Consider the following 12191-nt stretch of genomic DNA (forward strand, 5'->3'; position numbering starts at 1 on the left):
CTTCGTCGTGCGTGTTCAGCCCCGTGACTCTGCAATGCGTTGCTGTAACCAGGCTTCCACTTCGCTTTGTAGCCAGCGGGAGCTTCGTCCGAGTTTGATAGGCTTAGGGAATATCCCATCCCTAATAAGCTTGTAGAACCATTTGTCGGTTAAGCCGGTAAGCTGAGTGATAAAGGCCATATCGACTAACTTCTCGCTGAGAATACTGGTTGGGGTGGTCATCGTTTTTCTCCGTCAGAGGTAAGGGAGAAGACGTTCGTGTGATGAGATACCGAACGTTCTTCAAACAATGACTCACTGCCGTAATTTTTGAATGGGAGCCTGGCTGGTGTTTCGCCGTCTGCCAGCGGCTGGTGCAGCAGGAATCTCACTCAACTGGTAAATAACCCCCCGGTTTTTCTGGGCCTGTTTACTGAGGTAGCTCAGAATGTACTGCATTCCCTTACGCCCCCTGGTATCGTCATGGGCCGTCACCCGTTCACCCCTCACGCGATAATGCTCCTCGGGTTCGCAGCGATACGCATGCCCCTCATCCCGGGTTACATACTTCCAGGTATTCCTTAGCGCTTCAAAGACCGTCCACGCCTGACGATGCTTCTGGCCATTCAGGTAAAACGCAGCGTGAATGTGATAACTATGCTGTCCGGTATGCTCCAGAACCCATGCGTAACCCACCAGCCCTTTGATGTCCTGGCTTTGCTGTAGCAGTAGCGTCATGTCCGCTACTGCGGCGTGAATGTCTCCCTCACGATGTGAGTCACTGTTCAGTCGGTAGGAGAAGTCCACCCGTAACATCAGCAGCTTTGAGTAACGCTCAAATAACTGGTTCTGGTGATGATGCAATTTACGTTGCAGGGGACGGTGCTGAGCATGATTAAAGTTGATGTCGGTAATGTCGTGATAAGCCATGTCTGAATCTCCATGTGGGTGATATCGTCATGGGAATAGATACTGGCGTTAGTTTTGAAACGAGGATGGGGATCGTGAAGCAGTTGAGATTGTTTTCTGGGGGAGAGATGGAAGGGGGGACGTTATGAAAGTGCTTCTCTATAAAATATCATTTTATTCCTTAATCCAACGTTTGCCGTTCTGGTGTGATCCCCCATCCAGACGCTACAGACATCGTTGTTTCAGGGCTCAATGCAGGCATAACCGTCCTGCGGTTAAGTCACTTAATATGTGGGTTTTTCACACAGCCGATGCCATTGCCTAAGGCATTGACTCATAATGATTTAGCTATAACATGTATGTCAATTTACATAACTTGTATGTTTTCAAAATGAACAGTTACTACTCCTCTCGCCAGGCGAAAAACATTGAAAAATCCTTTAAGGAATTATTCCGGAATCTCTCTGCCGGAGGCGCGGTCAGAGCCCTGAAATTCTCGTTTGTGATCACCCAGTTCAACAGGGGGAGCACGTATTCAGAAGACAGCGCCAGAGAGCATGCCAGGAAGACTCATCTGGCACTGAAGCATTTTCTGAATCACATGCGGGTGCTTAAATACGGGAAATGCGTCGCTGGATATTCATGGCTGATATGTAACGAAAAACGGGTAAATCGCCCCTACATTTACGCACTGTTTTACATTCCTGGGGATGCCAGTGCCAGCGATATCGCGAAATGTTTGAGTGAGTTATGGGTCCGTTCGGTTGCAAAGGCGGCTCGTGAGGGAGGCTGGAGTGATTATCCGGTAGTCATTAATTACAATACCGAGCTGGGCAATATTCAGTACTGCAGGGGAAAGCATCCCCGTCTGGCCTGTTGTGAAAAGGTACAGGAAGGCTCATTCATCAATGAGGATTTATGTGGCGGAATATCTGCCTTTCGGTACAACACCGATAATCCCGACGAGTTTCTTCTCTATCTGGGGACACTCCAGCGCAGAGTGAGGTCGATCCCCGGAGTCAGAGCATGGGGAGGTTCAGCGCTGAAACGTAAACATTAAAAAAATCTCAGATATATATTATCTCATTGAGTAACAGCGCATATCGTTCATCAGGCCATCCTCCGGGATGGCCTGTTTCATTTCTGAGGAGTGTTCAATGAAACAGCCTTCCGGATATCAGATTATCCGTCGCCATTTACGTCGCTATCCCCGGGTATTACGTCACACCCTGATGAAGGAACTGAGTCAGTTAATTACTTACGAACCCGTCATTGGCATTATGGGTAAAACAGGTGTCGGTAAGAGCAGCCTCTGCAACGCCCTGTTCCGCAGTGAAATCTGTGCCGTTAATGCCGTGGAAGCCTGTACCCGTGAACCACAGCGCGTACGTCTGCGATTTGGGCAACATTATCTCACGCTGGTGGATCTGCCTGGTGTGGGCGAGAGTCAGAGCCGGGATAAAGAATACCGCGAGCTCTATCAGGAACAACTCCCGAAACTGGATATGGTGCTGTGGGTGCTAAAAGCGGATGACCGGGCCTTCTCTGTGGAAGAGCAATTTTATCAGGCTATCCTGGCGCAGTGCGGCAGCGCTATGCCACCAGTACTCTGGGTACTTAATCAGGTTGATAAGGTGGAGCCATCTGAGTTGTGGAACCGACACTCTGCCACACCATCACCGGTTCAGCTTGAGCACATCAAACGTAAACATCAGGCCGTCGCCAGTCAGTTGGGTATACAAAAAAATGCTGTTATTCCGGTTTCAGTGAAGGGGCGTTATCACCTGGCCTGTATCGTGGAGCAGATGATAAACCACCTCCCAAAGCAAGCCCGCAGTCCGCTGCTGCCCCATCTGCATCGGTCATACCATTCAGCGCCTGTACGGGAAACCGCCCGCAGCAGCTTTGGCGACGCCGTCGTTGATACGCTTGACCGGATTATTGACAGTGCACCACTGCCACTGATTGCCCGTCAGGCATTGCAGGCTGTGACGCACACCGTTGCCCACGTTACCCGCAGCGTGTGGTCCTTCTTTTTCGATTAGTTTTTCCCGTCCAACGATAAAGAGTCTTACTTCTTCCTGATCGATTTTGTCGATCGTCCCGATCGGTTTTATTCATTATCCCTTCACTAAGCATGGTTATAAACTTGAGCAGAAATGCTGCTATCTGATTGAAATAAAACAGATATGGAGACGCACATCCAGACATTATAAGGAGATGACATGCCACTGGTTTTGTTATGGATTTTTCTGGCCGTTGTGCTGGGGTTTCTGGCGAAAGGTGCCGGAAGGTCGTTCTGGGGATGGTTTATTCTCGCGATGATAATCGACCCGATTCTTGCCGGGTTGCTCTTCTTTCTCATTGTCAGAGACTGAGGTTCCCGATGGCATTCCCGCACCGGCTGGCACGGAAAATCTTCCGCTGCTTAATCATCAATATCCTGCTCACGATTTTCATCGTGTTCGCAATGATTTTCCTCGTCGACACCTTTGGTGTGTAAGGAGTTTTACATGAAAAAAGTTATCGTGCTTTCCGCATTACTGATGTCATCAGCCGCTTTTGGCTTCGGCAGTACTGAGCAGTGGACTTCAGGCTGGGGGCAGGGGGTATCGGAATTTATCGTCCTGGGTAAGGGGCAGTCCTCGCTTTATCTGTCCTGCGAAGATTCCGCCTCCCGGGCTGCCACCATGATATTTACTGATATTCATGGTAACCAGGTCAGTAGTGATACAGGAAAACAACTGGAAATAAAAATCGACAGTAACGAAAAGGTCGGTATGGGAGACAGTGAGTCACATGCTGGTTCAGATAATTTTGGTTTTGGCTGGAACCAGTTACGTAAGGGTAAAAAAGTGATTGTTTCAGGCGATGGAGTGAAGGCAGCCGCCTTTACGTTGCAGGGTGCCTCCGAAGTCATTCCTGAATTCGGGACGGATGGCTGTATTTCTGGATTTGCTGCTCCATAACCCCCGCATTATCGACAAATTCATCCTCCAGAATAAATCTCCCGAATAATAAGGAAATCATTTATGACCGACATCACCATGCTCGGGACTCGTCTTAACACAAAAACGCTAAATTTTGTATTACTCTCCTTCGTCACCTTCGGTATCTATCCACTGATGTGGCTCTACCGTAAACAAGGCATCATTATCGACACCACGAAAGTCTCGTTTTCCTCTGACCTTTACGTGCTGTGGATAGCCATCTGCTACGGTATTTCGCGCCAACTCAGTGTGATGGGCACAACCGACCCGGAACTCTATGGTTATGACCCGACTATGGACGCCATTGCCATGCTCGGCGGCGTGTTGTCCATTGCCAGCTGTGTGATGTATATCATCTGGGCTTTCAAAGCCCGCACTGCGCTGCAGAGCTATGTACTGAACACCTTTAAGTTTGAGCTGAAGATGAATGTGTTCTATGTCATTATCTTCAATGTCTTTTATATCACTTACTGCATTAATGCGATGCCGGAGGCTTTTGCTAAACACAAAATTATCTAGGGTGGCTTAACCGCTGCGCCTGCCGAAGCCACTTTACCGGCGGAGAATAACCCAACCAATACAGAGCCGAAGTAACCGCGCGATAACTTTTGCTGCCATTACAGAATCCCGCCATTCCCTGATACACCCCCTCTGAAGCCCTGTTCATACGAGCAGGGCTTTTTCGTTTATGTCATCCATAAAGGTAACCCCATGAAATTAGCCAGCCGCTTTGGTCGCGTTAACCTGATCCGCCGCGACCGCCCCTTAACCCATGACGAGCTGATGCAACATACCCCCAGCGTGTTCGGTGAAGAGAAGCATGCATCCCGCAGTGAACGATATGCCTATATTCCCACCATTACCCTGCTGGAGAGCCTGCAACGGGAAGGTTTTCAGCCCTTCTTTGCCTGTCAGACCCGCGTCCGTGACCAGAGCCGCCGGGAGCACACGAAACATATGCTGCGCCTGCGACGTGCCGGGCAAATCACCGGCCAGCAGGTCCCGGAAATTATCCTGCTTAATAGTCATGATGGTTCCAGCAGCTACCAGATGTTGCCGGGGCTGTTCCGCAGCGTCTGCTGCAACGGCCTAGTCTGCGGGACGTCATTGGGTGAAGTACGGGTGCCCCATAAAGGAAATGTGGTGGAGAAAGTCATTGAAGGCGCTTATGAAGTACTCGGGGTATTTGACCGGGTGGAGGAGAAGCGAGATGCCATGCAGTCTCTGTTGCTGCCCCCTCCGGCGCAGCAGGCGCTGGCGAAAGCTGCCCTGACGTACCGTTTTGGCGAGGAGCATCAACCCGTCACCGAATCTCAGGTACTGAGTGCCCGCCGCTGGCAGGATGAACAGAATGACCTGTGGAGCGTCTTTAACCGGCTTCAGGAAAACCTGAGTAAAGGAGGGCTGTCCGGTCGTTCAGTGCAGGGGAAACGCAGTCGGACGAGAGCCGTCAATGGTATCGACGGCGACATTAAGCTGAATCGCGCGTTATGGGTTATGGCTGAAGAACTGCAGCAGGCGCTGAGCTGAAGTGGATGTCATCTGGTCTTCTGCCTGGACGACCTAATCTGCCAATACCCCATCTTTCTGTCCCCCGGAATCTATCTCTCAACCGTAAGGCACCGTTCAGCGGGACCTCAATGATTATCTTTCATAAGGAACATCCCATGAGTCACACCACCAGTCTGTACACGTCCGCCAATACTTACAACGCGGCTCTCATCACCGCTACTTTGCTGCCTGATGCACAGCGACTTCATTTCTGGCCGCAGCACTTTGGCGGTATCCCGCAGTGGATACTGCTGGAGCCCCATATCTTCGGCTGGATGGACCGGCTTTGTGAAAATTACAGCGGCGGCATCTGGCGTTTTTACACACTCAGCAATGGTGGGGCCTTTATGGCCCCCGAGTCGGATGATGAGAACGATGGACAGTGGACACTGTTCAATACCATGAATGGCAACCGCGCCGAAATGAGCTCCATGGCGGCCGGTATCGCGGCCTGTCTGCTGGAATACAGCCATCATGCCTGCCGTACGGAATGTGATGCCATGACGACGCATTATTACCGCCTACGGGATTATGTCCTTCGCCACCCCGAATGCAGCGCCATCATGCACCTCATCGACTGAAGGGGATAACCATGAAACAGCAACTACCGCTGTTTGCCTGTGAATTACCCGTCTCTGCACAGCGAACCATCCAGGAAGCGCTGACTCTACTGGAGCTGCAGTTACGTGAACCCGGCGCGGCCTTTACTTCCAGTCACGCCGTCCGCGACTGGCTACGCCTGCAGCTTTCCCCACTTGACCGCGAAGCCTTCACTGTTCTGTGGCTCGACAACCAGCACCGGCTAATCGCCGATGACATGCTGTTCCTTGGAACCATCAACAGCATAAGTGTGCATCCCCGCGAAGTGGTGAAGGCAGGTCTGAAACACAACGCTGCAGCGGCCGTACTCGCACACAATCACCCGTCAGGACATTCAGAACCCAGCGGTGCCGACAGACGAATCACAGAGCGTCTTAAACAGGCACTCGACCTGGTGGATATCCGGCTGCTGGATCACCTGGTGGTTGGCGGAATGGATATTGTCTCATTTGCCGAGCGGGGATGGCTGTAACCCCAGAGGAAAGCAACAACATGAAAATTATCAGTAAACGTCAGGCGATGACAATATACCGCCAGCATCCGCAGTCGCGGTTGTTTCGCTTCTGTACCGGAAAATATTACTGGTCTGGCAGCGTCTGCCACTACTACGGACGAGAGGTGCAGGATGTCAGTGGCGTACTGGCCGTCTTTGCCGAACGCCGTCAGGACCGCAACGGCCCGTATGTCATTCTTCGCAGCATCACTCTCAAATAACCACCAGCACAGGAACATCAACATGAAAAAAGATACCGGCAATAAAGTCACGGATACGCTGCAATGGGGGCTGAAATGCGCCATCACGCCGCATTTCAGCGCGCGTCTTGTGCAGGAAGGAAATCGTCTGCATTATCTGTCTGACCGGGCCAGTATCACCGGCCAGTTCAGCGAGGCAGATTTACGTCATCTGGACCAGGCTTTTCCGCTGTTGTTAAAGCAATTGGAGTTGATGCTGACCAGCGGTGAACTTAATCCCCGTCACCAGCATGCCGTGACCCTGTATGCGAAAGGGCTGACATGCGAAGCCGACACATTGGGCAGTTGTGGTTATGTTTACCTCGCGATTTACCCGACATCCAAAACAACCACGTAAACCCCGTACCACGTTTCTTTTAAACGCCCTTACAAAGAGAGAAACCTTATGCAAACTCTTTCTGCGTCCCCCGCGCGGACGGCATCGTCACGCCCGTTCCCTGTGGCCACCAGGTAAACACTGCTGTCACATCTGTTGACTCAACACTATGGTTTGGCTCTGAACGATACTCCGTTATTTAGGATCACATTGATGCCTGTATTACTTTAATTGACGATGTTAATTTTCTGGTGGAAGAGTACGAGCTGGTTCGTATCAACTACAGGGAATTTAGCTGTCAGGAACAATCACCCTATCTTCGGGCTGCCGATATTTTGCAGGCGCGACAGGCTATTGGTAGTCCAAGAAAAAATCTGATTAATCTACTGTATAGGATTTACTATTCTCACCAATAGCAGGCAGAGTAATCTGCCTGCTATTAGTGTATGCATTAGGGTTGAGAGTTTACAAAACACGGGTTCAAAAGTTTAAAACACTTTTATCCACTGCAATACATTGCTGGGCTGATTTTTTTATTTCTTCTCTTGCTTTTTTTTCTATTTCTTCAGACAGTATGTCGAAGATTATGCTTTCACGAAATTTTTTGGTCGTTTCTTTAGGACAGACAAGATAAACTCCGCCATATGAAAAAAAGATAACTCCTGATACTAAGTTAAATTTTTTATCCTCTGAGAGCTGATACACCCATCCTCTGCTATGAAGCATTTCAGAAGGAATTTCATCCGTTTTGATAGAAATTGTAACTGGTTCCATGATCGTCATCCCAGTCATCCGAAATGCCATGTTGACAATCAGTAACGGAATGACGTGCATGAAGGTTGATGACAGTAGCAATAAAGTGAAAACAAAACCTGTAGTATTTATCAGAGGTTTAAACCATCCGCTAGAAAAATCTTGTCGTAAAAAAAAGATGCATGGAAATATATTGATTATTATTACTAATGTACCATACACCAGGAGTAACGAGGTTTGCTGGTAGTCGTCCATTCCATTTTCGATGTGTAAGAATTTGCTCAATAATGTCATTGGGAAGACTACTAGCCAGCAAATGATTCCCAGTAGAAAGGGTTTCATTGAATAATCTAATAATAGGATTTTTAACTTTTTTATTGTTTTTAATGACTTCAGATGAGTGTGTATGCATTTTCTCTGAAGAGTTAATGCAATAAAAGTACTAATAATACCAGTCAATAACATCAAGGTTATGAATATGAATTCTCCTGAGGCTATGTCAAACAAAGATATTAAAGCGATAAAAGTTATGCATAGAAAAGAGTTTCCAGCATAAACACGTGCTAGAAGTATTTTCTTTCGCTTTGACTTGGCATTATTTTGATTGCTATGTATAACGAGGCACCCTAACAAAAAAGGTAGAAACAGTACGCCACAGAACAATATAATGCTACTTAAAAATATAATCCCAGAGAAGGAGAATAGCTCGTTAAAAGTGACAGCTTGAAGGAATATATCAAGACGGCCAATCCACGTTAGGTAAAACCAGATAAAAATGGCAGTGAGCGCCATCAAAACGATGCTGAGTCCTGCCCCAATGCGGAGTATTCCACCATAGCTTTTGATTGTTGAGTCTGACATTCTTATCCCTTAGAGTCCCTTGAATGAGGAGTTCAGATATACAATAATATACGGAGAGGAAAAACATTTTTACAAGTTATTAACAAAGAAGTTCAACTCCAACAAGCTTCCTTTGTCTGAGGTGGTACAACCGCGTTAGGTTGCAGTGCTTCGCGTGATTTTGTACATTCATTACTGTCTGGTGTTGAAGTAAAAAGCAGTTGAGTATACAACTGAGTATACATCAACCATGAACAGATTATTAATCACTTAAAATTCAGTTGATTAATGTTGAAATACGAGTCCGGCCTTCGCACCAAAAATAAAATAATGTCCTCAAAAGCAGTTTTTGTACCTTAAGTCCGCGCCACACAAGATTTCTCTTTCAACAATAATCATCCCTCATCCATGCCCACGAACTTCAACGAATTCATCAAGATAATACCCAAAAACTCCCCACCCAGCAGAACCCCTCATCACCCCTTTGCAGAATGTATCGTCGTTAGCCAGCGGCTGGTGTTTTCCGCCAGCGCGTCGTTCCGGAAGAGCGCGCTGCCGGATACTACGCGATCGACGCCGCTGGCAATGATCTCCGGGAGTTCTTCCTGTGTTAGCGAACCGTCAACGGCCAGAAGAAGGGAATCCCGCTTCCCGGACGCATTGAGTAATGCGACAACCTGGGCGATGCGCCGCAGTAAGGCAGGTTTGCTGAGCTTGCTACCGTAGCCTGGATTGACCGCCAGAATTTGTACGATTTCAACGTCTTCAATGACCGGCAGAATGTGCTCCAGCGGTGTTGACGGGCACAGGCTGATCCCGCGCAACACCGGCATTGTGCCGCCGGAGACTTCCGCATTTTGCTCACCCAGCCAGTGGAGCATATGGTGCAGATGCGGCGAGTTTTCCACCTGCAACGTGACGCAGTGTGCTCCCGCCTTTACGCTTGCCTGCACGACGGGCCAGGGATTATCCACCATCAGGTGAACATCCTTAATCATCTGCGCGGGTAATTGCGCGATAGCCCAGGGACCCACGGTGAACTGAGGGCAAAAATGCCCGTCCATCAGATCCAGGTGAAGAACGGGTTGTTCAAGTGCGCGAAGCGTTTGCAGGTACTCACCGAGTTTGAGCCACTGGCCGGCAAGAATACCGATGCTTAACGGGTAACGCTTCATCAACGAGACGCACTCTGCGCGATTCAATCCGGAAAAGGGACGGTTCATTTTTGAGATCCTTATGGCATCAATCCATTGAAGACGCGTTTTTTTCGTGGGCAGCTCATCAGCGATTCCAGTTTTTCCACGCAGGCAAGGTAGTGGGGCGTTGTTTTATGGAACGCAACGGCGGCTTCATCCTTATAGGCTTCATAAATATAAAAGCGGCTCTTTACTTCCGGATCCTGCAATACATCGAAGCGGAGATTCCCCTCTTCACGCACCGATCCCAAATGATTAAGGCGAAAGACGTCGATAAATTCATCGACTTTATCGTCGTGAACGTTAATTTCCACCAGAGTGACATGCATACTGTTCTCCTTGAAACGCATGGGCCTGCCTGGCAGGCCCATGACTGCTTAGTTTTTCTCGCTCAGATAGAGTTCATACGCGCGGTCAGCGGTTTCATTACGATGTACCACCGCGTGGACGGCCTTCATCATGGCGACAGGGTGATCGGACTGGAAGATGTTACGCCCCATATCGACACCGGATGCGCCCTGGTCGATGGCCTGCCAGCACATCTCAAGCGCTTCGCGTTCCGGTAATTTTTTACCACCGGCGATAACAATCGGAACCGGGCAACCCGCGGCGATGCGCTCAAAACCTTTATCGACATAATAGGTCTTGATGATCTGCGCCCCCATCTCTGCGGCGATACGGGTGGCGAGAGAGAAGTAGCGCTGATCGCGCACCATGTCTTTCCCCACGCCGGTTACCGCCATCGTCGGCATGCCGACTTTGATGCCAGCGTCGATCAACTGAATGATATTTTTGATCGACTGGTGCTCATACTCACTGCCGATATACACCTGTGCCGCCACGGCGCAGCTATTGAGACGAACCGCATCATCGATGGAGAGCGCAACCGCCTCATTGCTTAACTCGGTGAGAATCGAGTTAGCGCCTGAGGCGCGCAGAACCACCGGCTTGTTGGTGGCAGGTGGTACCACGCTGCGCAGGATGCCGCGTGTGCACATCAGCACATCAGCGAGCGGGAACAGGGGGGCGATATTGATATCAATACGCTCCAGTCCTGTCGTCGGACCCTGAAAATAGCCATGGTCAAACGCAAGCATGACCGTTCTTCCCGTCTCAGGATTAAAAATGCGCGACAGTCGGGACTGCATCCCCCAGTCAAGCGCGCCGCATCCCTTAAGCGTGAACGGGGTGTTGCGCTGCGGCGTATCGGTATGGAAATCCTTGCCATCTTTGATGTCATCTAAATCAGCCATTTTTTACTCCATGGTTAAGGAATGAAACTCAGAAATCGTATTTGTCGATGTTCTCTTTCGTGAACACCACGCGCTCAGGCAGCAGCACAATGCCATTGCCCTTCGCCTCGTAGCTGTAGCCTTGTACGCTGTTCGGCGAGACTTCAACCTGGCCCACGCCTGGAATGTCCAGCTTATCGCCGGTATTCATGTCACCTTTTTTCAGCAGCGCGTCAGCGACGTACACGGAGATCTTGCCCTGCTGGACCACGTCCCAGAGGCCAAACTCTTTCACCGTGCCGCGTTCAACATAAGGACGCATCACGTTTGGCGTGCTGAAGCCGACAATCGCCACGCTGGTGTTTTTCAGGTTCTCAGCAGCCTGTGCGGCGGCGGGAAGGGCGTTGGCATCCGGCGCGATGATGGCGTCGAGATCGGCATAAGCCTTAATAATGCCTTCTGCGGTTTGCAGCGATTTGGTGGCGTCGTTATAGCCAAACTGAGTGGTAACAACCTCCCAGCCCGGATGATCTTTGGCGATCTTGTCTTTGGCTTCTTTCACCCACTGGTTCTGATCGGTTACGGTCGGACTGGAGTAGAAGAAGGCTACTTTGGCTTTCTCTTTTTTGACCTGATTTGCGGCCATATCAACCAGCATGCCGCCTAACTGGGCAGGTGTACCCTGGTTGATGTAGTACGAACGGCATTCCGGCTTGGTGTCAGAATCCCAGGTCAACACTTTCACGCCGCGCTGCATGGCACGTTTTAACGCCGGGCATAAGCCATCAGGCGACACGGCGGAAACCACAATGGCGTTATACCCCTGGTTGACGAAGTTATTGATGAGCTGAACCTGGCCGGACACGCTGGGCTCCGTCGGGCCATCGTAGGTGACATCGACGCCCAGCTCTTTGCCTGCCTCGAGGGCGCCGTTGCCGCCGCTGGTAAAGAATCCCACGCCAACCAGTTTCGGGATAAACGCGATTCGCTCTGCGGCATAAGCATTGAGAGTGAACGCCGCCAGGCTAAGGGTACTGATTACGGCAATTTTTTTAATGCTCTGAATAGTCAT

The 12191-nt window shown here is 49.9% G+C and carries 17 protein-coding genes and 1 pseudogene; 11 read left to right on the forward strand and 7 right to left on the reverse strand.

Annotated features, from left to right (window positions below):
* Positions 1-15 precede the first annotated feature (15 nt).
* Together WM46_RS23590 and WM46_RS23595 are read right to left on the reverse strand one after the other, a co-directional pair.
* The gene (locus WM46_RS23590) at positions 16-222 is read right to left on the reverse strand and encodes a helix-turn-helix transcriptional regulator (protein WP_102603514.1); all 207 of its coding nucleotides are present in this window, start codon (positions 220-222) and stop codon (positions 16-18) included.
* A 72-nt stretch (positions 223-294) separates the two neighbouring features.
* Entirely contained in the window at positions 295-909 is a 615-nt protein-coding gene (locus tag WM46_RS23595) for an inovirus-type Gp2 protein (protein ID WP_102603515.1), read from the reverse strand.
* 334 nt (positions 910-1243) lie between these two features.
* Between WM46_RS23595 and WM46_RS23600 the strand changes: the two genes are divergently transcribed.
* The 11 genes and pseudogenes from WM46_RS23600 (at position 1244) to WM46_RS23645 (ending at position 7514) form a co-directional block, all read left to right on the forward strand.
* The gene (locus tag WM46_RS23600) at positions 1244-1948 is read left to right on the forward strand and encodes a hypothetical protein (RefSeq protein WP_102603516.1); all 705 of its coding nucleotides are present in this window, start codon (positions 1244-1246) and stop codon (positions 1946-1948) included.
* A 97-nt stretch (positions 1949-2045) separates the two neighbouring features.
* Positions 2046-2933 carry a GTPase family protein gene (locus WM46_RS23605; protein WP_102603517.1) on the forward strand — a complete coding sequence of 296 codons (888 nt, stop codon included), beginning with the start codon at positions 2046-2048 and terminating at the stop codon, positions 2931-2933.
* 180 nt (positions 2934-3113) lie between these two features.
* A complete protein-coding gene (locus tag WM46_RS26455) occupies positions 3114-3266 on the forward strand; it encodes a hypothetical protein (protein ID WP_167809833.1) in 153 nt (50 codons plus the stop codon).
* A 135-nt stretch (positions 3267-3401) separates the two neighbouring features.
* Positions 3402-3857, forward strand: coding sequence for a hypothetical protein (locus WM46_RS23610; RefSeq protein ID WP_102603518.1), 456 nt, complete (start codon positions 3402-3404; stop codon positions 3855-3857).
* Between the two features lie 63 nt (positions 3858-3920).
* Positions 3921-4397, forward strand: coding sequence for a DUF4234 domain-containing protein (locus tag WM46_RS23615; protein WP_102603519.1), 477 nt, complete (start codon positions 3921-3923; stop codon positions 4395-4397).
* Between the two features lie 192 nt (positions 4398-4589).
* Positions 4590-5408, forward strand: a complete 819-nt coding sequence (locus tag WM46_RS23620) for a DUF932 domain-containing protein (RefSeq protein ID WP_102603520.1) — start codon at positions 4590-4592, stop codon at positions 5406-5408.
* Between the two features lie 137 nt (positions 5409-5545).
* Complete coding sequence (locus WM46_RS23625) at positions 5546-6010, forward strand: antirestriction protein (protein WP_102603521.1); 465 nt, start codon at positions 5546-5548, stop codon at positions 6008-6010.
* Between the two features lie 11 nt (positions 6011-6021).
* Positions 6022-6501, forward strand: a complete 480-nt coding sequence (gene radC, locus WM46_RS23630; protein ID WP_102603522.1) for a RadC family protein — start codon at positions 6022-6024, stop codon at positions 6499-6501.
* Between the two features lie 20 nt (positions 6502-6521).
* Positions 6522-6743 carry a DUF987 domain-containing protein gene (locus WM46_RS23635; protein WP_102603523.1) on the forward strand — a complete coding sequence of 74 codons (222 nt, stop codon included), beginning with the start codon at positions 6522-6524 and terminating at the stop codon, positions 6741-6743.
* A 22-nt stretch (positions 6744-6765) separates the two neighbouring features.
* The gene (locus WM46_RS23640) at positions 6766-7119 is read left to right on the forward strand and encodes a type IV toxin-antitoxin system YeeU family antitoxin (RefSeq protein WP_102603524.1); all 354 of its coding nucleotides are present in this window, start codon (positions 6766-6768) and stop codon (positions 7117-7119) included.
* Positions 7120-7167: 48 nt separating this feature from the next.
* Positions 7168-7514, forward strand: a pseudogene (locus WM46_RS23645) (TA system toxin CbtA family protein).
* Positions 7515-7578: 64 nt separating this feature from the next.
* Here the strand turns inward: WM46_RS23645 and WM46_RS23650 are convergent.
* From WM46_RS23650 to lsrB, 5 genes are all read right to left on the reverse strand, one after another.
* Positions 7579-8712: a hypothetical protein gene (locus WM46_RS23650; RefSeq protein WP_102603525.1), complete on the reverse strand. Its 1134-nt coding sequence runs from the start codon at positions 8710-8712 to the stop codon at positions 7579-7581.
* A gap of 455 nt (positions 8713-9167) precedes the next feature.
* Positions 9168-9914 carry an epimerase gene (locus WM46_RS23655; RefSeq protein WP_061075357.1) on the reverse strand — a complete coding sequence of 249 codons (747 nt, stop codon included), beginning with the start codon at positions 9912-9914 and terminating at the stop codon, positions 9168-9170.
* 11 nt (positions 9915-9925) lie between these two features.
* Positions 9926-10216: a (4S)-4-hydroxy-5-phosphonooxypentane-2,3-dione isomerase gene (lsrG, locus tag WM46_RS23660; RefSeq protein WP_044264508.1), complete on the reverse strand. Its 291-nt coding sequence runs from the start codon at positions 10214-10216 to the stop codon at positions 9926-9928.
* A gap of 48 nt (positions 10217-10264) precedes the next feature.
* Positions 10265-11140 (reverse strand): 3-hydroxy-5-phosphonooxypentane-2,4-dione thiolase, encoded by an 876-nt coding sequence (gene lsrF, locus WM46_RS23665; RefSeq protein WP_046487278.1) that lies wholly within the window; start codon positions 11138-11140, stop codon positions 10265-10267.
* 28 nt (positions 11141-11168) lie between these two features.
* A complete protein-coding gene (gene lsrB / locus WM46_RS23670; RefSeq protein ID WP_000155278.1) occupies positions 11169-12191 on the reverse strand; it encodes an autoinducer 2 ABC transporter substrate-binding protein LsrB in 1023 nt (340 codons plus the stop codon).

The sequence above is a fragment of the Citrobacter freundii complex sp. CFNIH2 genome (assembly GCF_002880615.1).
In the GTDB taxonomy this organism is placed as follows: domain Bacteria; phylum Pseudomonadota; class Gammaproteobacteria; order Enterobacterales; family Enterobacteriaceae; genus Citrobacter_A; species Citrobacter_A amalonaticus_F.